The sequence below is a fragment of the Sinorhizobium sp. P24N7 genome (assembly GCF_042436655.1).
In the GTDB taxonomy this organism is placed as follows: Bacteria; Pseudomonadota; Alphaproteobacteria; order Rhizobiales; family Rhizobiaceae; genus Sinorhizobium; species Sinorhizobium meliloti_A.
Genome location: NZ_JBHMIW010000021.1, coordinates 19,123 through 39,589, shown reverse-complemented (window position 1 = coordinate 39,589; position 20,467 = coordinate 19,123). Strand labels below are relative to the sequence as shown.

14 protein-coding genes are annotated in these 20,467 nt (G+C 57.5%); 7 read left to right on the top strand and 7 right to left on the bottom strand.

What is annotated here, in order from left to right; genetic code table 11:
- Window positions 1-183: 183 nt before the first annotated feature.
- Entirely contained in the window at window positions 184-1,389 is a 1,206-nt protein-coding gene (locus ACFHWW_RS29115; RefSeq protein WP_379942628.1) for a glycosyltransferase family 4 protein, read from the bottom strand.
- A gap of 448 nt (window positions 1,390-1,837) precedes the next feature.
- On the opposite strand from ACFHWW_RS29115, the gene ACFHWW_RS29110 reads away from it, so the two are divergent.
- Window positions 1,838-2,971: a glycosyltransferase family 4 protein gene (locus ACFHWW_RS29110; protein ID WP_379942626.1), complete on the top strand. Its 1,134-nt coding sequence runs from the start codon at window positions 1,838-1,840 to the stop codon at window positions 2,969-2,971.
- Here ACFHWW_RS29110 and ACFHWW_RS29105 read toward each other — a convergent pair.
- The gene (locus ACFHWW_RS29105; protein ID WP_379942624.1) at window positions 2,961-4,184 is read right to left on the bottom strand and encodes a glycosyltransferase family 4 protein; all 1,224 of its coding nucleotides are present in this window, start codon (window positions 4,182-4,184) and stop codon (window positions 2,961-2,963) included. The genes ACFHWW_RS29110 and ACFHWW_RS29105 overlap by 11 nt on opposite strands.
- Before the next feature lie 299 nt (window positions 4,185-4,483).
- Between ACFHWW_RS29105 and ACFHWW_RS29100 the strand changes: the two genes are divergently transcribed.
- On the top strand, window positions 4,484-5,362 hold the full coding sequence (locus ACFHWW_RS29100) for a glycosyltransferase family 2 protein (protein ID WP_379942622.1): 879 nt from the start codon (window positions 4,484-4,486) through the stop codon (window positions 5,360-5,362).
- An 8-nt stretch (window positions 5,363-5,370) separates the two neighbouring features.
- Window positions 5,371-6,810, top strand: coding sequence for a polysaccharide biosynthesis/export family protein (locus tag ACFHWW_RS29095; protein ID WP_379942620.1), 1,440 nt, complete (start codon window positions 5,371-5,373; stop codon window positions 6,808-6,810).
- A 721-nt stretch (window positions 6,811-7,531) separates the two neighbouring features.
- Here the strand turns inward: ACFHWW_RS29095 and ACFHWW_RS29090 are convergent.
- From ACFHWW_RS29090 to ACFHWW_RS29080, 3 genes are all read right to left on the bottom strand, one after another.
- Entirely contained in the window at window positions 7,532-8,383 is an 852-nt protein-coding gene (locus tag ACFHWW_RS29090; protein ID WP_379942618.1) for a sugar transferase, read from the bottom strand.
- 231 nt (window positions 8,384-8,614) lie between these two features.
- Complete coding sequence (locus tag ACFHWW_RS29085; protein WP_379942616.1) at window positions 8,615-10,513, bottom strand: GNVR domain-containing protein; 1,899 nt, start codon at window positions 10,511-10,513, stop codon at window positions 8,615-8,617.
- A 442-nt stretch (window positions 10,514-10,955) separates the two neighbouring features.
- Window positions 10,956-12,374: a DUF4214 domain-containing protein gene (locus tag ACFHWW_RS29080; RefSeq protein ID WP_379942614.1), complete on the bottom strand. Its 1,419-nt coding sequence runs from the start codon at window positions 12,372-12,374 to the stop codon at window positions 10,956-10,958.
- Between ACFHWW_RS29080 and ACFHWW_RS29075 the strand changes: the two genes are divergently transcribed.
- From ACFHWW_RS29075 to ACFHWW_RS29060, 4 genes are all read left to right on the top strand, one after another.
- Entirely contained in the window at window positions 12,373-13,692 is a 1,320-nt protein-coding gene (locus ACFHWW_RS29075) for a glycosyltransferase family 8 protein (protein ID WP_379942612.1), read from the top strand. The two genes, ACFHWW_RS29080 and ACFHWW_RS29075, sit on opposite strands and share 2 nt — an antisense overlap.
- A gap of 509 nt (window positions 13,693-14,201) precedes the next feature.
- Complete coding sequence (locus ACFHWW_RS29070) at window positions 14,202-15,194, top strand: class I SAM-dependent methyltransferase (protein ID WP_379942751.1); 993 nt, start codon at window positions 14,202-14,204, stop codon at window positions 15,192-15,194.
- 15 nt (window positions 15,195-15,209) lie between these two features.
- Entirely contained in the window at window positions 15,210-16,163 is a 954-nt protein-coding gene (locus tag ACFHWW_RS29065; RefSeq protein WP_379942610.1) for a glycosyltransferase family 2 protein, read from the top strand.
- A gap of 116 nt (window positions 16,164-16,279) precedes the next feature.
- A complete protein-coding gene (locus ACFHWW_RS29060; RefSeq protein WP_379942749.1) occupies window positions 16,280-17,134 on the top strand; it encodes a hypothetical protein in 855 nt (284 codons plus the stop codon).
- A 15-nt stretch (window positions 17,135-17,149) separates the two neighbouring features.
- Here the strand turns inward: ACFHWW_RS29060 and ACFHWW_RS29055 are convergent, their stop codons facing one another.
- Together ACFHWW_RS29055 and ACFHWW_RS29050 are read right to left on the bottom strand one after the other, a co-directional pair.
- Complete coding sequence (locus ACFHWW_RS29055) at window positions 17,150-19,252, bottom strand: DNA-binding protein (protein WP_379942608.1); 2,103 nt, start codon at window positions 19,250-19,252, stop codon at window positions 17,150-17,152.
- Between the two features lie 59 nt (window positions 19,253-19,311).
- A complete protein-coding gene (locus tag ACFHWW_RS29050; protein ID WP_379942606.1) occupies window positions 19,312-20,364 on the bottom strand; it encodes a class I SAM-dependent methyltransferase in 1,053 nt (350 codons plus the stop codon).
- Between the last annotated feature and the right edge of the window lie 103 nt (window positions 20,365-20,467).

The following is a 20,467-nucleotide window of genomic DNA, read 5'->3' as shown; positions in this document are numbered from 1 at the left end:
GCCCGAGTCTGAGGCGATTGCGCTCAATCGTGGGGCCTGGCCGCCAACTGGATAGATGCGGACGAGGTCCAATGATGCGGGCGAGACGGGAAAGAATCGAACAAAAGGGAAATGGCCGTCATCAGATCTGGTGAAGTCTGCGAGTCACGCAGACCTTGCGGCGGGTTCACGCGCAGGATGTGATTAGCATGAGTCTATGTCCGCGATCAGGTGCAGATACGCCTCAGCAATCCGGCGCCATGAAAAAGTCGCTGCCCGGGCTCTGCCCTTTTCTGCCAAGTGGCTGCGTAGACTGTCTTCCTTGCAAAGTCGGCGGACGGCCGAAATCCATGATCCGGCATCTGCCGGGCCGGCGTAGAGGGCGGCATCCCCACACACCTCTGGAAGACAGGGGGCAGTCGAAGCAATAAGGGGGCAACCAAGTGCCATAGCTTCGACGGCTGGCAAACCAAACCCTTCGATGCGGGAGGGGAAAAGGAAGCACAATGCATGCGAGAGCGCTTTGGCCAGGTCGTTATCACTGATGCGACCCAGCAGTCGGAGGTTCGATGGCCGCTTCGAGACCAATCGTTTCAGCAAAGCGGCATCAACATCTCCAGCCATACAAAGATCCAGCCCCAGCCGATCCAAGGCTGGGGCAAGCTTCAACAGAAGTTCCACATTCTTGTACTTTTGGCTCTGGCCAAGGCAGAAGACAAAAGGCCGCTGCCCCAGATCGATCGACGACAGCGCCGCATCCCAGCGCGCTACATGATCGCTTCCATTGTAGGTAACGGTGATCTTCTCGAAAGGTGCCACGCCAAAGCCGGCGATGTGATCGCGTGAGAAACTCGATACTGTAGTAACCGCCGACGCTCGGCGGCCCAATGCAGGAAGTATCAATCTGTGCGCCAAGCGAAATCCTCGCCCGTAGCTTTGCGGCATCAATCTGGTGTGTAGATCGTGGATGCACACGATCTGGCGCCGTATAGCCACTGGCGCGAGATTGCAGAAGCTCAGCAATCCCCCCCTGACATAGAATGGCAATTGCGCCTGCACCCAGAACTGCGGCATCCGAGGTCGGCTGTATTCCGGCACCACACGCACCGGGATTGACTCCAAGGGAAGGTCTCCAGGCGCTTCGCAAGGGGCCACAATCGAAAACTGGAGCCCACGCGTCATCGGATGACGTTCCGTGATTAACGCGTCGAGCGCCAAAGTCACTTCTCGCGCATAGCGGGCCACACCAGTCGGCCGCAAAGCGAGAAAGTCCCCGTTGATGGTCCAGTCATGGTGCCAATTCGGAATACGAGTCGCGAGCGACGGTCCCCCTGCGTCGCTTCCATGCCGTGGCGATTTCGCACGAGCACTCTGCTGGTCGACCGGGCGAGCGCCCCCGACATCGGTCATGCTTGCTACTCCACCACGGACGACGTTGACCGACTGCGCAATGGAGCATCCAATGACAATTTGGGAGCCGGTCGTTCAACTTCCCGTCAGTCGCTCGGCCCATTTATCGTCCACCTGGAGGCGTTATGCCGTCGGCTTCTGTCCTTAAACCTAACCTCTTGGAAAATACCTCCACATGCGCGCCTTCGAAACGAACCCATTGGAGGTAAAGGTGGCATGCCCGACGGCCATCATCCTGCGACCTACACCGAGTCTAACGCCAATGAGTAAGAGCGCTATCCAAAGGGTGGTGACGTGTTGAGCCCTTCGTCGGAACGAGGCTCGCCAGGCCACGCCGAGGACAAACCAGCGAGCGTCGGTCCTCACTCCAAGGGCTGACGGTGGCTGGGAAGAAAAATCCGATGGTTTGCGGTAGGCTCGGGCGCGGTGTAACGCGCGGTGGCGGACTATGGAACGCTCGTGGACGATTAACGGACGCTTTCTGGCGCAGCCTCTTACGGGCGTTCAGCGATACGCTATTGAGATCGTGCGTGCCTTGGACGAACTTCTCGTCGAGCAGCCCCTCCTCGCCAGCAAACTCAAGATCGAATTGCTCGTTCCTCGCGAGGCGAGGGTCCCTTCCCTCAAAGCGATCTCAACGCGCGCCATTGCTATTGCCCCTATGCACGGCCATCTCTGGGAGCAGGCAGCGCTTGCAGCTCACGTTCGAGGTGGACTTCTCAGCTTCTGCAATACCGGCCCCTTGAGCGTCCGAAAGCAGATTTTGTGCATCCATGATGTCAACACGCGGACCTACCCACAGAGTTATTCGCTCCCCTTCCGTCTGCTCTACCGCACCTTACTACCTGCTTTGGGGAGGAGAGTCGCGGCGATCGCGACGGTCTCGCACTACTCTGCCGGCGAGCTCGTCCGTCATCGAATATGCGGACCGGGCAAGATCATGGTGATCCCAAACGGGCACGAGCACGCGGCCTCGTGGAAACCGGGGCATTCCCAAAGGACTCGGGCCGTCGCGGGGCGGGACACGATCGTCGTCATTGGAAGCGCAATTCCTCACAAGAACACCGGGCTTATCATCGGCATGTCCGAAAGGCTTGCCGCGGTGGGGCTACGAATAGCGGTGGTAGGCATGTCCGACGCGCGCGTTTTCAAAACTTCTGGCCGGAAAGAAGCGGCGAGTAATGTTACTTGGTTGGGAAGGCTTTCGGATGAGGAACTGGCGGCGCTGCTCCAGGACTGCCTGTGCCTCGCGTTCCCCTCTTTCATAGAGGGCTTTGGTCTGCCTCCGCTCGAAGCCATGGCCACCGGTTGCCCCGTCATCGTGTCCAATCGGGCAAGCTTGCCGGAAATCTGCGGTGACGCGGCTCTTTACGCTTCTCCCGACGACGCCGAAGCTTGGTTCGACCGTTTCATGCGGTTGCGCAACATGCCCGACATGCGCAATGAAATGATCGGCATTGGCAGGATGCGAGCGTCAAATTTCCAGTGGAAGGCGTCGGCTGGCCGATATCTCGACATAATGGCCGTCTTGGACGGAATGTCCAAGCCATCCGGCGGGCCGGTTGCCGTATCTATCGTCTGACGTGGGCGGCCTGCGCCACCGCAAGCGCCTTCAGGATCGCCAGGTCAAAGCGGTCTTCGGAAAATCTGTCCGCATTCGATCGGCACGCCTGCGATTTGATCGCCGGCTGGTTCTGCTCGAAGACTTTGATGGCGTCCTTGAGCGACTCCACCGATTGGCTGCCAAAGAGAATACCAGTTGGATGCTCGGCTTCGCCGAACGGCTGCACGATATCGCGCGCGCCGCCACGGCCAAAAGCGATCAGTGGCGTACCGCACGCCTGTGCTTCCGCCAGAGCTATTCCGAAATCCTCGCACCCAGCAAACACCATCGCCTTGGCACTGGCGACGGTCCTCACATATTCCTGTCGTGGCAAATAGCCTGTGAAGCTGACATTCGAGCTGGCCATGCCTCGCAGGCTCTGCGACTGTTGCCCCTCTCCTACCACGACCAGTCGCCTCGATGGCATGTCGTTGAATGCCCGTATGACAAGGTCCGTGCGTTTGTAGGGCGCGAGAAAAGACGCCGTAACGTAGTAGTCGTCTTTGCAGGCGATGAATTCAAGTTCGTCGAGGGCAACCGGCGGAAAGACGACCTGAGCTTGCCGGCCGTAGATTCGCTGGATACGGGAGCGCACATAGCTCGAATTGGCCAGCATGAGATCGGGCCCGTGGGCGGTTCGGGTGTCCCAGGTCCTTAGATTATGCAGCATGTAGCGGAAGAGCAGGCCCTTTGGGCCAAATCCAAGACGGCCCTGCGCAAGATAGGAAAACTGTTCGTCCCACGCGTAGCGAATGGGGCTGTGCACGTAGCATAAATGTGGTTGGTCAGGGCGGGTTAGAACTCCGCGCGCGAAAGCGGCGGAGGACGAGATGACGGCATCATAGCCGGTGACATCGAACTGCTCGATGAGAAAAGGGCAAAGAAAAAACAGGGAGCGATAATATTTCTGCACCATCGGCAATCGGTTGGCGGCCGAGGAATGAAACGCGACATCGTGAAAATACTGCTCCTTTATGTCGTTCGGCAGAAAGTCGAACAGGGTGAAGACCTCTGCATTTGGGAACAGCTTGCATATGCGGGCAAGCACACGCTCACCACCGCGAAAGTTTGGGCACCAATCGTGTACGATGGCGATTCTTGCGCTGCGGTCCACCAGGGCGAGCGGCTGCTGACGTCTATGCGGCCTAAGGCGCGTGATCGTGGCCAGTTCGTCCCGGCGCATATGATGCATGTGGGAACACCCCCTCAGCTGATGTGCCTCCAGATTCTCCACATGAACGCGGTTCTGGGACGCACATCAAACAGTCTGTGTTCGGCTGTTGACGCGGGCAAGGTGGCAATCGGGCTTAGACGGTTCTCACCTGCGCGGCGGACATAATCGAAATGCGTATGATGGCTACGCCTGATGGGCCAGCCCCCGGCACCTCGGTAGCCTTATTCACAGGCTGTCTGGCCAACCCGGCTCGCCTAGGATGAGTCTCGCTAGGCGAAGGCCCGTGATTATGTCAACTGCAGGATAGCGAGCTATTGATGAAACTGGCCGTGATCATTGCCACTTTCGGCCGCAAAGAGCAGCTTGCTCACCTTCTAGAGCACCTCAAAAGGCAGGAAAGGCTGCCGGACGAGGTCGTCGTGTCGGCTCCTGACGAGACGCACGTTCCGGTCTATGAGACGCCCAAATTTCCGATCTCTATCGTCTTGGGAAGGAGAGGACTGTGCGCGCAACGCAACCAAGCGCTCGATAAGGTCTCAGAGCGCTTTGATGTGATCACCTTCTTCGATGACGACTTCATCCCCGAGGACAATTATCTGCGCCTTGTTGATCGGGCGTTTCATGAGCATGAGGACTGGGCGGTGGTGATGGGGCACGTCGTCAAGGACGGCGCCCGAACTGCAGGTCTGAGCTGGGCGGAGGGGCTTCAAGTCCTTGCGGCTGAACGATCGAAAATGCCTGTCAAGCCGAAAATCGTTGATCATGTCGGGGCCTATGGCTGCAACATGTCGATTCGAATGAAGTTTATCGGCAAGTTGCGCTTCGATGAGCGGCTGGTCCTTTACGGTTGGCAGGAAGACATCGACTTCACAAGTCAGTTGAGACGGTTCGGTCGAGTGATCGGTCTGAGTACACTGCGCGGTGTTCATCTGGGGCTCAAGATCGGCCGCGTCAGCGGCGAGCGCTTTGGCTACTCCCAGATCATCAATCCAATTTACCTGATAAGAAAAGGAAGCGTGCCGGCAAGTTTCGCGCTGCCGCTGATGGGACGCAACCTAGCCGCCAATCTTGTGCGCAGCCTTTGGCCGGAGCCATACATCGACCGGCGGGGACGCCTTCGCGGCAACCTTATAGCCCTCGCGCATCTGCTGAAGGGCCGCATCGAGCCCGAATACATCCAGAAGATAGCCGCCTAGGAGGCCAGATGATGCCCTCACACAAACACCCGCGATCCAAATTACCCTTTTCACTGGAAGTGCGGGGTCTTGTTCCAGCCCGCGTTTTGTCGAAGGGTACCAGGCGTTGCATCGGCCGTTTCGCCTTCTCCGCCGTGCTTTCCGTTTTCTCCGTATGCGGACCAATTGCCGCCATCGCCAACGATGAATATCTCCTCGGACCTCAGGACAAGGTGCGCGTCAAGATCTATGAATGGCGCGCCTCGCGTGACGTTATTTTTGAATGGAAGGCTTTGAATGATACCTTCACGGTCAGCGCGGGCGGGACATTGTCACTGCCCTTTGTCGGGGCAATCCCTGCCGCCGGTCTCACGCCGAATAGCCTCGCCTACGCCATTGGCGATAACTTGAAGCGCAATATGGGTCTCGGGAGACGTCCGGATGCGGCAGTTGAAGTCATTCAGTACAGACCCTTTTATATCGTCGGCCATGTGATGCAACCGGGGGAATTTCCATACAGGCCGGAGCTTACGGTTCTCCAAGCGGTAAGCATCGCCGGAGGCGTGAGAACGAGGGAAGAAAGCATCGCCAGATTCGAGCGCGAAATGATTCAAGGAAGAGGGGACGTCAGCCTTCTCGGGCTTGAGAACATCAATCTTCTGGCTCGTAAGGCACGACTGGAGGCGGAGCTTAAGCACGCAGATAATATTAATTTTCCAGGCTCGCTGATTTCTCGTCAAGACGATCACGCAGTCGCGCTTCTCATGGAGCAGGAACGGTCAATCTTCCAGGCCCGCCGCGAAGGGCTAGAGACCCAAATCCGTGCACTTGAAAGTCTTCGGGCCTTTCTTGAAAAGGAGCTCATATCATTGGACAAGCAACTTGTTTTCCACGACCGGCAGATCGCACTCATCCAGAAAGAGCTGGGGGATGTATCATCGCTTGTTTCCAAGGGCCTCGCGGCCGCTCCACGAGAGATGTCACTGGAACGCGCGCTGGCGCAGTATCAAAGTGAACGACTGGCGGGTGAGACAAGCCTTCTCCGCACGCGACAGGAGATTAGCAAGACGGAGATCTCTATTCTGGAATTGCGCAATCGGTACGTGAACGAAGTCACTGCAACTCTGCGCCAGACACAGGCAGAACTCGATGCACTGGGTCGCAGGGCAGAGACGGCGATTGAACTGCTACATGAGTCGGAAATTTCAGCGCCTCGGCTTCTGGCGCGCCAGGCTTGGGCCGCTAAGGCCAAACCGATCTACACCATCGTACGCACGACAAACGGCCACAGCAAGGAACTGCGGGCAGGCGAGTCGAACGTGGTCAACCCGGGTGACACCTTGAAGGTGGAAATTCCCATGCCCGACCTAGAGGACTTCGAGGGCTTCGAGGCCACCGACCCGGGCGCCCCGGGCACCACTGCGCTCTCGATCGCGCCGACGACATCCAGAGTGCCGAATGTTCGCTAGGCTCTTCAATACCGTGATAGCAAGCGAATTCCGGCCGTAGTCGGCAGGCGGCCGACTGAATCGTCGCAGGCTGTAAGCCCATTATGTGACCTGTGGAAGGGCAAGCGGTCTAGCTTCCCGGCGTTGTCACTGTTTCACGGCTCCCTCTCACATCGGTGACGGACAGCAAGGTGCGTCCCGACAATCATGAAATAAATGCGATGCGAGCAGCCATAAGCCGCCAGCAGATCAAGGTCCAGATCCAAGCTCATGATGCCGGATCGCTACGGGCTGACGGGGTTTTCGCCAGGCCGGTTAATATGGCTGCACATCCTGGCAATGAAAAGCCATGAAAATCTAGAGACTCACGTTCACAAGTCCAAGCGACTCTGGTTTTCTGGGCTTAATTGGTTTCCCTTCGGACGCCTGCGGGGAGGTTGGTATGCTTTGGAGCTTCCTTGCAGTCGGAGCGGTCGGCGTGCTGATCGGCCTTCGCCTCAGGGTGCCTGCGCTCATCGTCGCGTCCTTGATAACGATTATAGTGAGCGCTACCGCGATGCAGTGCTTGGGGTTTTCTGACGGACGCACGTTTTTGACGACGCTGTACCTCGTCCTCACCTTACAAGGTACCTATCTCATTGGTCTTCTCTTTGCGACGTTGTTGCACAGGTCGCCCTTTGATCGACATCGGCGATAGGCGGTTGATTGCAGCCAGCGGACGTGCCACGTCTGTTGCGGCCCTCTACGATGCCTCATCGAACCTCATGACCGCGAAGGCTGTCTTAGCCAGGATGATGAGATCAGTCCAAATGGACCAATTTCGTACGTATTGTGCGTCAAGGGCAACTCGGTTCGAGTATTCAATGTCATTCCTGCCACTTATTTGCCAAAGACCGGTCAAACCGGGGCGGGTTTTTAGATACTCGTACGCTACGGCACCATATCGCGACATCTCGCTGGCCACGATGGGCCGTGGTCCGACGCAGCTCATCTCCCCTCGCAGGATGTTGATCAGTTGGGGAAGTTCATCAAGGCTGGACTTCCTCAACATTTGGCCGAGCGGCGTGGTGCGCGGATCATTTTTGAGCTTTTGGGTTTGCCGCCACTCCTCGGCTGCCCGCGGATTGCAGGCAAGATACTCCTTGAGTACCTGGTCCGCGTTCTCCGCCATCGTTCGAAACTTATAGCAATCGAATGGCGCGCCGTTGAAACCGATACGGCGATGGACGAACAGGACTGGCCCCCCCGTGATGACCTTGATGAGGAGTGCGACGACAGCCATTAATGGCAGGGCCAAAACAAGAGCCGTCGAAGCGACTGCGAGGTCCAGGCCTCTCTTGGAGCTACCGCCAAGGGGCTGGAGATGTGGACCATGTGGTCTTGCAAGCGCCAAGGGCTGATCCTCAGCATTCGCGTCAATCTCCCTGGTGGAACTGCCTTCAATCGGAAGGGGCGGCCATTTGTGGCTCGGTCGTTCTATTGAGGCTTCCGAATGCGCGGAACGGCGCACGCCCATCAACGAGCTGTTGCTACCGAGCAACCTGGCGACGATTCCGCGACGGTCTGGGCGAATACCAGGAGTGTTGACTGTCATGATCTCAGCGGCCCCCAGGACATCTCACCCAGATATTTTTCAGCCGCCGCCGCCGCGAGGCAAGAACGGCAAAGGGCGTAACGTTTTTTGCAACTGCCGCCGCTGCCTACTACTAAGTTGCTATCGGCTACGCGCTTCGAATGCGGCTCGGCGACCGCATCACGCCAATACGCGGAGCAGCACCGTCTGCCGCCCAGGAACAAGTGCTGCCGCTCTGCAAGGCACCTGCAATCAATGCCCCGCCTGAGTGGTGCGCTTGCGATATTGTCGCGTCGACAAGCTACGGACCTTCGTCATGACCACGCCGATCACCGCGGTCTTTGTAACCCGCAAAATGCGTGAAAGCTCGCCGACAAGGTCCAGGGGGGTTTTTCCCCATTCCGCGACAATGAGCACACCGTCAAGAACGGAAGCAGCCACCAAACCGTGCACCCCAGAGGTGAACGGCGGGAGGTCGACAATGATGATCTCATAGCTATCGAGTTCATTGACCAATAATGCTTCCAGATTCTTCGGTGTAATCAGCCGGAGCGCATCGGATGCCGGGCTTGGTAAGAGATCAAATTGCAACCCTGGAACGGATGTGATCTGTCCTTCTATTTCCGCACCGTCGCGGTTCTCGCCGGTCGGTACCTGGGCATGCGGAAGGCGCTTTGTCAACGTGGAGTGGAAACCATCGGCGTCGATTACGAGAGTTCGCATGCCGGAGACGGCATACAGCGCGGCAAGGTTGCTCGCAACCGTGCTCTTGCCGTCATCCGGAGTGGCCGAGGTGACGCCGATGCACCGCAAGGGATGCGCGACATCAGCCAGGCTAATGGCACCCTTTGTATGCCTGAGATTCCGGCTGAACAGAGACTCCGGCCGCCTTAGTACGTCATCCAGCTGACCAAAGCCTCGAAGAAAGCCCACTGGTGGCAGTTCCCCGACGCAGTCAAAGCCCAATTCGTCCCTGACCTGCCTCGACGTCCGAATAGTCCGGTCCAGCGTATGCCGTGCGAATGCCAGCCCGAGGCCGGCCATCAGCCCCGAAAGAACCCCCAATGCAAGCACTAGCCTCTTCCGCGGATGACTGGCTGCGAGTGGTCGCGTGGCCGGCGTGATGACGCGTGCGTCGGCTATCAGGTAAGGTTGTTGGTTCACAGAACTGGTGAAGGCGGCCAACAGGCTTTCATACATCTTTCGATATGTGTCCGCGGTAACCTCGAGTTCCTCGAGAGTGGGGCCGTTTCGCGTCACTCCCTCCCCTTGTCCGGACGCCACGACCTCCCCGTCCACGATTGTAGCTCCAAGTTGACGGCCAACGCTGTAGTCGTGCTTTGCCCGAAACTCTTGGGTCACCTGCGTGGCCAGATTCATCTGGGTACGGACTTCCTCGATGCGCTTTTCAAGCCATGCCACGCCTTCGCGTGCGGCTGCAGCTCGGGTCTCCAATTGTTCGCGAACGAACGCTGCCGCTGTGGCATTGGCGACCTTTGCTGCTAGTGCCGGATCGTGGGATTGGAAGGTTATATCGATAGCATAGGAGACACCAACGCGCTGGACGCCCAGGCTCTCTCTGAATGTTTCGACCACGATGCGCCTGCGCTCAAACTCCGATAGTTGTGCCGTGACTGCCCTTGTTTCCGACCGATCTGCGATGGGCGAAGCAGGCTTCGGCATCGCCTGATGTTGCGGATCGCCGTTGAGAGCGAGCATGTCGACGGCGATTTCCCTTACTCGTTCGATGCGCTCCACTATGCTCGGGCTGCTCACGGACTTGAAACGCGGGTTGTCGACAAGGTCCAACTCTTCGATCACCATTAACGCAATCTTCTCGGACCTGAGAACCGCGAGCTGGGTTTCAACCTGGGACGTGTCCAGGGACAAGTTAATCTCGCCGGATTGCCGTTGCAGCAGTTCGGGGATCTTCGGTTCTATGAGAATCTGGGTGCGAGCCGTGAACATAGAATCCGTCGTAGCTAGGGAGAAGACGGCGCCAAGCAGCCCGAGCAACGGGAACGCCATGATCAGAAATATACGCTGCCGGACAAATGAGGTGATATCGGCAAAGCCGATAAACTCGGAGTCCCTAGCTGGTCCATACGAATTCTGCTGGCCCGCCGCTGCCGACCATTGGCGCTCTAGCATGGCGTCCGCCCACAGTTCGCGTAGATCATGTGGAAGTGCCGAGCAAGCGTAAGACACATGCTAGCGACACTCGGCCAGGGAACCCCTAGTGAATTTCTCGACCGGTCGGGCCAACCCTCTTGTGCTACGGAATAGATGTGCATGTCGATTTACAGACCTGCTGCGATCCAAATTGTCCCGGAAATTGCAGGTTAGCCTCAAGGGCGGGATGCATAAATGCCACCAAATGGAGTAGGCTGGTCTACGCCCTTCATAAATCAGCGATCGACAGTTGCATTCACGATGAACAGCGAGTGCCACCGCGATCTGGGTGGAGCTTCGCTCCAGCAGCGCGGCGGGTCATTAAAGGCAATTAGCAAATGTAGGCCAAGCTCGCGCCGAGCGGAGAGCTAACCTTCTTCCCTCATGGACATAAATGCCGCATCAGCAGACATCGCAGACGTCACTGACCCGCACCAAGGTGCGCGGCATATTTCCTCTGAAACTCACTCGATAGTATCATTCCCAAGGCAACGTGTTCCCTGGTCATAGTTCCGTCACTCAGATGTCCCGCGTATGTGTCGAGGCCATATGGATCGGCTGACCGGTCCAAGAGCAGGAGATAGAGAAAACTGATGAACGGGCGGTCAGTCAAGCCAAAGGTGGCATAACGCCGATTGAATTCCTCGGATTGCATCAGGGTGAGCACCATTTCCGTGACATTAGTCTCGCCGTTCTCCAATGCCTGCACCCAGCGGGCTATGCCTCCGGCATCTTTTCTGTGCCCTAGCACGAGACAGTAGGCAAAGCGCCCCTGCCGTACAGAGAGGGGCTCGGATGTACTGACTTCTGATATTTCACAGTCCCTTTTGGGGCGCACCACAGGGCGCTTCCCGAGAATGACTTCCCTTGCCGCGGCGTAGGCTGGTTTGGGCTCCCCTATTGCCCAGCCGCCATCACTCTTTGCGACGAGCTTGACGAGACCCATATACGCCTCGAAATTGGGTGCCCAATATGTCTCGTCCAAGAGCTCGTAAACATGCGCCGCCTCCAGGTTGTATTTCAAGTGTAACTCGCGTAGGCGCATCATCGCCTGCCTAAGTCCGTCTGCCTGCTGCTCGTCGCTGCGTTGACTACCGAGGGGATTGTTGAACTCCGTGACCCAGATGGGATGGCCATAACGTGCGAGTTCCTTGAACGCCCATTCAGGGTCTTCGCCATACATATGCCAGACGGAGATATCCCAGTCGATCCCGTCCTGCTTCATCCTTTCAAAGGCGCCGACGTGTCCCCAGCCCGCCGTGCCAATTGCTTTGCGGATTTGCGGGTCAACGGCGGTCATTCCATCAGACAATCCTCTCAAGACAGCGCTCACCTTCATCCATCGGGGTCCATAGTAGTCCAGTGGACCAACTCCGCCGGCAGGACCCCATTCACACGGATATTGACTACCGTCGTCCCGCTTTTCGCAAGCCTTGATGATGGCATAGTTTTCCATCTCGTTTCCCAGTTCCCAAACCCGGATGTCGGCCTTGAACTGGGAGCCAAGCGTCACGGCAAGCCTATGGGCTTTCTCGTAAAGATCTCCCACACTATCCTTGTCGAGGTCAATGTTGCCGGGTGTGATCACGGGAAGGATACTTATGCCGCGGGCCTTTCCTTCTTTCACAAGTACCGCGAGGTCCTCTACTCTGACTGCGTCGGAAATGTTGACGCGGTAAGATTTCATGCCGAGATCCTCGAGGAAGTTGAGTTGTTGTTCGATTCCAATGCCAGGATAGGCCGTGATCGGATGGCCGTTGGCCCCCCAAAGCATGTCTGCGGAGCCGGAGGTGGCCGTAGTCAGGAGACATAGTGCTCCGATTGCCAGCCGAGTAAACATGACCAAATCCTTTTCATTTCGATGCCCGAACCATGCCGCCGCCCGGCCCGCGCGGCAATTCGACGAAATTGACGAGGCGGCGACGTTCGCTACACCTTTGGACGACCGTTCGCCTACTTATTGCCAGCATGACCTCTCGCTTGAATTTGTGGAATTTGGTGCTGGGAGCGCCGACCGGATCGCCATATGCGTGGCGCGTGAAATCGCTTGCGAAGACGAAAATGCTGCCTTCGGTACGAGACGCAAGCGAACCTCGTTCCCCGGGCAGATACTGCTCCAGCGGAGGCATCAGGACGTGGACAAAGGCGCGATTTCTCCACTCAACAGGCAGTGTTCCTCCGGGAGCGCCGCGATTGTCCTGGTCACTGATCAGAATTACGCACTGCCGACATTTTCTGCCGCGCTGTCTGCTGATCAACACACGAAAAGCGCAGACATCGCAATTCGCATGTTCGTGGTCGGTGCTGAAGATACATGGGCTCGCCAATTTGACGAAGCGGTCGCTGGGACCAAGATTAAAGTCATTGCAGCAAGGCTGCCGCAGTTGGCCGAGCTTGCCCCATACCACCGCGATCACTATCTGCCCCCTATAGCTCTCGCGAGATTTTGGATTGACGGTTTGCTTGATGCCGGGGTCGACCGGTTCCTCTATATTGACGGAGACACAATGGTCGATGACGAGCTTGATAGCCTCTTGGCCACGACGCCGCCAGCGGAAGGTTTGATGGCCGCACCAGATTTTCTGAACATTTTCATGGACGAGGTCAGTCGTGGTAAGAAGCGCGATCTAGCCCATCTGGAAGGCATAGGCTGCCGGGCCGAAACTTATTTCAACTCCGGCGTGATTTACGCTTCACGCGAGGCGTGGAACGACATTGTTCCTGCCGCCATAAAATTCATGATCGAGCACCCGGACCATTGCCCCGCCTCAGATCAGAGTGCGCTTAATCACGCGGCGCGTGGCCGCGTCACGATGCTGTCCCTCCGCTACAACTACCAGAGTGAACACATGATGGTGCTCGATCCGCGGAGACGAGGTATCGGTCCCACAATATGGCACTTTACCGGAGGCCCCAAACCCTGGAACATGCCTGATTGGCCGTGGGATGAATCGTTCAATCGCTATTATTGCGCAGCCGAAATGCGCTTGCACGGAAGCACACTAGTTACACCGGTACCCCCAGAGGCCCAGACTAGGGCAGGCATAGCGCATCGGCGGCGTAGCAGAAGCAGAATGACTTGGGTTTATCCATGGCGAAAGATCACACGTAGAAGAAAAATCCTGCATCTTCTTTCCGCGACCGCTAACGGAAACTAGGCCGTAGCGGACCGGGATGCCAGTATCGATGTACAGCGCTCCCGGTGACCTTTTCCAGTTGTGATTGCCAAGCACACCAGAAACGTCCGTAATTGGCGACCTACCCCTTTTGACAACGGGAAACAGCGGTCCCTTACTCCCAATGGCGAGCTTGCTGGAGCGTAGGAGGATACCCACACTTTAGACAACTGGAACCGTGCCACCGATGCCGCCCAAGGGCAACCTTGTGACGCACCTAACGGTACAGCCAAACTCGACCCGGTGAAGTTATGAATTCGCTCGAACTGAATGTGGCGCCCATGAGGCCCAATGTCGCCGCACCGGGAGGTTGTCCCTGCTGTGCGTCGAGCGGAGCAAGGCCGATCTATCGGGCTTCGTCCATTCCTGTGCACAGTTGCATTCTGCTGGGGTCCGCGGAGGAAGCCCGCGCGTTTCCTGTGCGCGATCTTGAGCTTGCCTACTGCCGAGCGTGTGGATTCATCTTCAACCGGATCTTCGACGAGTCCGTAATGGGCTATTCGACCAACTTCGAGGAATCCCAACATTTTTCGGACACCTTCGGCGCATTCGCGAAAAAACTTGCCGGAGAGATCGTGAAGGTATGCGCAGTTGCGGGAAAACACGTGCTCGAGATCGGCTGCGGCAAAGGAGAATTCCTAAGGGAACTCTGCGCCGTGGGTGGTGCGACCGGGCTCGGAATCGACCCGGGCTATAGGGCGGACAAGGGACGCGGCGGCGACGGCGATCGCAGGCTGAACTTCATCGTCGACCATTTTGGGCCCAAATACGAGCATCTCAGTGCGGATGTAGTTCTTTGTCGTCATACGCTCGAACATATCGCGCCTGTACGGGAATTCCTCCGCTCAATTCGACGACTCGCCGGCACGCATAATGACACCTGGATTGTCTTTGAAACGCCGGATGCAAAGCGTGTGCTCAAGGAAGCCGCATTCTGGGATATCTACTACGAGCACTGTTCCTATTTCAGCCCTGGCGCTCATGCCCGTGTCTTTCGGCAAGAGGGCTTCGACGTCACCGGCCTCGAGTTGGTCTATGGAAGCCAATATATTGTCCAATACGCCAGACCGGCCGACGGGCGAACACGGCCGACGTTACCGCTGGAGGATGACCTTGCCGAATTGGAACGCCTCGCTGAAACCTTTTCAAACCGGGTAAGCTCATTTCAGCAGCAGTGGCACGAACGTGTTGCCGCAGCGCACGCCTCTGGCCGCCGGATCGTCCTGTGGGGTGGCGGGTCGAAAGCAGTTTCTTTCCTGACGACGCTCGGCCTGGGCGAAGAAGTGGATGCGGCGGTTGACATCAATCCTTACAAACAGGGCAAGTACACCCCGGGGACCGGCCACCCCGTCGTCTCACCGCATGCATTGTTGCAGCGGCCACCGGATTTGGTCATCGTGATGAACGCGATCTATAGCAATGAGGTTTCCCACGCGCTCAACTCACTGGGCCTCAGGCCGGAAATTGTTGCAGTGGGAAATTGATAACCGGAGCGAAATATGTCGGTGCGCGTTTCCCTTGGATTGCCCGTGTACAACGGAGAGAACTTCATAGCCGAAGCGATCCAATCGCTTCTCGACCAGGACTTCGAGGACTTCGAGCTTATCATTGCGGACAATGCGTCAACAGACAGGACGGCGGAAATCTGCCAGTCGTTCGCCGAACGCGACACCCGGATACGCTATTTCAGGAATACACGGAACCTTGGAGCGGGGGGCAACTTCAACCGGGTTTTCAAGTTGAGCTGCGGGACTTACTTCAAATGGTGCGCGCATGATGACCTGATCAGCGCCAACTTTCTCACGGACACCGCAAACGCTCTCGATGAGGATGCGGATGCCGTGATCGCATACCCTACTTTGCTGGGCATCGACGGGTATGGCACAATGACTGCGTACCAGGAACGCGACTTACCGAATATGAGGAATTTACCGCCTGCATCGCGCTTCCGAATACTGATTGCCGCGCACGGATGCGATGCGGCAATGTTCGGGCTTTGGCGCCGGAGTTCCCTTGTTCAGACGTCTCTCCATGAGCCCTACTACGGCTCCGATTGCGCGCTCCTTGCCGAAATGGCACTGCTTGGCAAATTCGTCCGTGTGCCGAGCGCAATTCTGTACAGTCGCGATCATCCGACACGGTCGGTGAATTTGCACAGCAGTGAGCGCTTGCTTTGGCACAACCAGGACGCATCAGGCTCGAATCCCTTCGAATTGTCCAGTCGATTGAGGCACCTGGTCGTAATCGCGTATAGGCATAGACGCCAAGCACCGGTTCACCGTTCGCTCTGCCATCTTGCGCTTTGGATGTTGGATCCTCCTCTGATAGGCCGGCTTGTCCTGGAGGGCGTCGGCGCCTTTTCACCTCGGCTTCGCGCCAAACTCCGCGCCATCGGGTTGCGCGCCTTAAAGTCGATACAGGGTTCCTCGAACCAGCCGTCAAGACGAACATGAACAAGCCGCACCTCACTTTCCAACCGATGAATATTACCCGACCGGCATTGCCTGGTGATTCAGCCGCACAACTGCGGCGGAAGAACCTGGTCATCGTGCGCGCGGGCCGCAACTCTTTGCATGCGAGCTGGACGGCGGGAACGGGTGAGGCTGAGTTCGATCTCCTCGTGGCCGCTTATGAGGAGCTTACGCCCGGCGCAACTGATCAGTGGTCCATCCTGTTACCTGGACGAAAGATCGCCGGATATAACGAACTCTTCCACCGATATCCTGAACTGCTGGACCGCTACGAATACATCGCACTCATTGACGATGACATCAAAGCTACAAAGCAGGATATCAACCGGCTGTTTCAAATCGGCATGGCTTACCGTCTCGACCTGTTTCAACCAGCCTTGTCCTGGGACAGTTACTTCTCATACGCGGCGACGCTCGTCATTCACAAATTTCGACTGCGGTTCACCAACACGGTCGAGATGATGTGTCCTGTGTTCCGCGCGAAATACCTGCGTATGGCACTCCCTTTATTTAGTCTCGGTTATGAAACGGGAATAGATCTTGTGTGGACGCGTCTTAACGACGATCCATGGTTCCGATACGCGATTGTTGACGAGGTGGTCGTGACCCACACAAGGGTTATCGGCACGACGATGGGACAGCAGGGTTTTGCCCCGAACGAGCCTTACGACAGGCAAGTCGAAAGCGTGCTGAAGAGATTTGCAGCAGAGTTTCGCGGATTCGTTACTTACGCGGGAATAGATAAGCACGACCGCCTAGTCTCATCTCGCTATCTCATTGGGCTGCATTCACTAGCGACATGGACGGCCTGGCGTAGAACCCCGGTGCCCTTAACATATTTTGTCAGGCTTGTTACTGATTATACACGCCACTGCCTCGTGCGCCCAACCAACCTTCACCGAATTCCCATGGCAAACGCGCCGCGCTCAAGCGCAATTCGGACCGATTCCTGACGAATTTGGACCCCGTCACCGGCGAGCGATAAACGACTGAAGGGTCGATCCGGTATCATTTCCCCATTCCCAATTAACCGCCAGGCCCACGCCCAAAATTCGCAGCGGCGGATCGTCCGGATATAAATCAGTCAGGGCCCGTTGCATCACAGGTTCGTCATCGACAAAGACCACAAAGCGCTCTCCATCGAAGGGAACCCGGAGGCGGAAGGGCTTGCCCCAGTCGATCTTGGTCCACAGCATTGTCCACACCGCGTCATAAAGCTCTTCAAAACCGTGACGCTTGGTAAACAGCGCAATCGAGGATCCATGGTATTCATCGTCCAGATAAGCCGTGAACGTGAGATAATTGTCACGGTCCTGCCAGAATACGAGCCCTGTACGGCAACAATGCGCCTGGCCGCGCTCTTCCCCGGGCGGCGTGATAGTGACTTCCAAATCGGCGAAGCCAACCTCATCCCACGGCAGCGTGTACAATGTTCTGTTCGGATGGGGCTTTTCAACGGTTCCCCGCACGCGCGCCGCCCCGTTACCTGTGATGTCGATCAAGCCGGCACCGAAGGTTTTCCCCCAGGTTCCTCTGCCGATCCTCGGCGCGCGTCCCGCAAGATCCCCGAACGGCCCAGCGAAGTCATCGACGATTTCGGGGCGTTGGCCAAGCCGCAGCCAAGGCGCGTCGAAGAGCACAAAGGCGGGTATGGGCACCTCGCGTGGATGCGCCTCGAAATCGCGCATCTCCACGCCACCAGCGCCGTCAAACCATATGCCGGTGCCGGTAGCTTCTTCAAGCGGTTGATCGTCGATGCCGAAAAGGCGATCGCCATCCAGGTAACAACCGATTTGCCCATATCCGTCGAGAATCTGCAACGAATGAAGGGTGTCTGGCGCTAGGCTTGGGCGCGCGTCGCTGACAAGGATGACTTCTGCCCCCTGCTCTACTCGGATGAGCGCACTCCCCTCGCCCGACACCTTGAAGAGCCAGAAATTGTCGCCATCGCGAACGCGCCACGCTACGCCGCAAGCGCCCGGAGTATCGCCGGTTGCGGCGATCGCATGAATGAGCCCCGACGGAACGCCAGGGTCGGACGTTGCCAGGGCGGCACCATCACCTCCTACGGCCCCCGTTTCCGTGCAATCGACATTGCCGCGCAAAACACGCCAAGAACCACTCCGCTCGGCAATACCGCTGGCAACGGGGTCTCTCGTCATCGGGTCACCGACATGAGCTGTCCCAAAGCGAGACGTTAGATCCGGCACTTTGTGCACTCTGATGCCATGAATGCGCGTATCGACGCGAAATCCAATCTGGCCGAGTACGCACTGATGCACGCCGGCGTAGAGAGTCTCGTCGTCATTGAAGGGATCGATGGCGATCGGCCGCATCATCGGGAAGGCAGCGAGCCCATGCGCCCCCTCCATGGCAGCGGCATAGTAGATTGCGCCGCGCTCACGCAAAGCGACGAAATAGTAGATCCGCAAGTTCTTCAGGCCGCGAAATGCACTGAGACAGCGCGTCCCGACCCGAGTCCACAATTCTCCGTTTTCCCCTTTCGCTGCATGCACGATGAAGCCGCAACCGTCAGAAAGCGGGTCGCGGGGTGCTTCGCTCGTAAACCAGCCTATCGCGAGATTCTCGTTGAAATCAGGAAGCTTGTAGGTCGTCCTTGTGCTGTGCGCCCACCAGAGGAAGCGCCTGAGCGTCCCTTTTTTGCGCGGACCACACGCCCAGGAAACGAGGCGGTTCGGCCAAGGGTCAGCATTAGGGCCTAACACCCAGCGATGAATTCGCCTGAGGATGTGCTCTCCGATGGTTGTGCCCTGTGACGTATTGTGCCCGTTTGTTACGGAGACAGCCATGACGAGCCCGCTTGCACGGTGGAAGGGGCCATAGGCGATCCCCTGGCGTGCCCATCCAGGTTTCACGAGCGGTTGAAACCGGAGCGTTCCATGGTCGATAGCGATCTGCCGTTCACTATCACAGCCGCCCCTAGTCACCCCGTTGGTGGTATGGGTTCCTATGACCGTGCCGGCGGCGCGATCGTCGGAAAAGGCATCCGCGACCAACAATTCGTTATGATCATCTCGCGGCCCCGCAACGATCGCGACCGATACAGTCATCGACATCCCTTCCCGTTCTACGACGTGTCGTAACAAAAGCTCGTGTTGCAGCCGCCGCATCAAGCGACGACGATTTCCGGCGCAAGACCGATCGCTTTCGCAATTCCTGCGATCTCATGGCGGTAAAGTGGATTCATGATGATGATCGCGTCGACCAAACAGCCGCGCAAGGACTCGGGCGAGAGAACCGGCGTGCCGGTCCGCGGTGCAAATCGCCCTTGCTTGTACGTGTTAACGTCGACAAGCGCACTGATCCCCGCTGCCGGCGGGACCACGTTCACGAAGGTGATGCCCTTTGAACCGGCTCCCCAGACAACCACCCTTTCGAGGTTGCGTTCAGAAAGAAACTTCTGCCAATGCGTGACCTTGTCGCGATGCAGTCCCTCGAATTTGCGGACCATTAACGCACACTCCTCAGACTCTTGGGCTCTCGCAAGCGGGTACACTGTACCGGCGCGCGCTTCAATGAACAGATACTGGTCGCCAAATGAGCTTCCAGCACGCAGCACGTCGAATCCCGCCGCTTCGACGGCAACCCGCAGTGAGTGCCCGGTGAAATAGGACACGTGTTCGTAGATGAGATCCCAGATGCCCAACTCGCGCAGGGTGTAAAGGGCATTCGGGACCTCAAAATAAAATATGGTTTCGGGGCCAATGCCGGGGTGGGCGCGCAGGGCTTGCAAGAAGGCGATCGGGTCAGCGAGGTGTTCTATGACGTGACGACAGGAGACGAGGTCCGGCCGCAAATCGGCATAGCGGTCGTCGAACCAATCACTAACAAAACGAACCCGGGGGACGAGCGCGCCACGGTCTTCCTCAAAGCTCTTGTCGAAACCTATGCCCGTGGCGCCGCTGAGCGCACAAAGGCGCTTCAAAAAATCTCCCTTACCGCAACCGACATCGATGACCGTCTTGCCAGCGAGTGCATAGCTATTGCTCAGACGCCCCGCCAGAGCGTCCACGAAGGCCAGGAAACGCGGAGAAAAATGCAGAGAGTTTTCATAGCTTTGCGTGTAACCGATCCGCTGTTCCTCGAAGGCGGCATTGAAGAAATGCGTGCAACGGCGACAGAAGACGCCGCAAAATCGGCCGGTTTCTGCTGCGCGTGCCAAAGCCGGGCTCGAATGGAGAGCGTTGCAAAGCACGGGCAACGCCTCGAACGTAACCGAAGGCAGTAGCTCTTGCCCCCTGCAAACTGGACATTCGCTGCGAAGA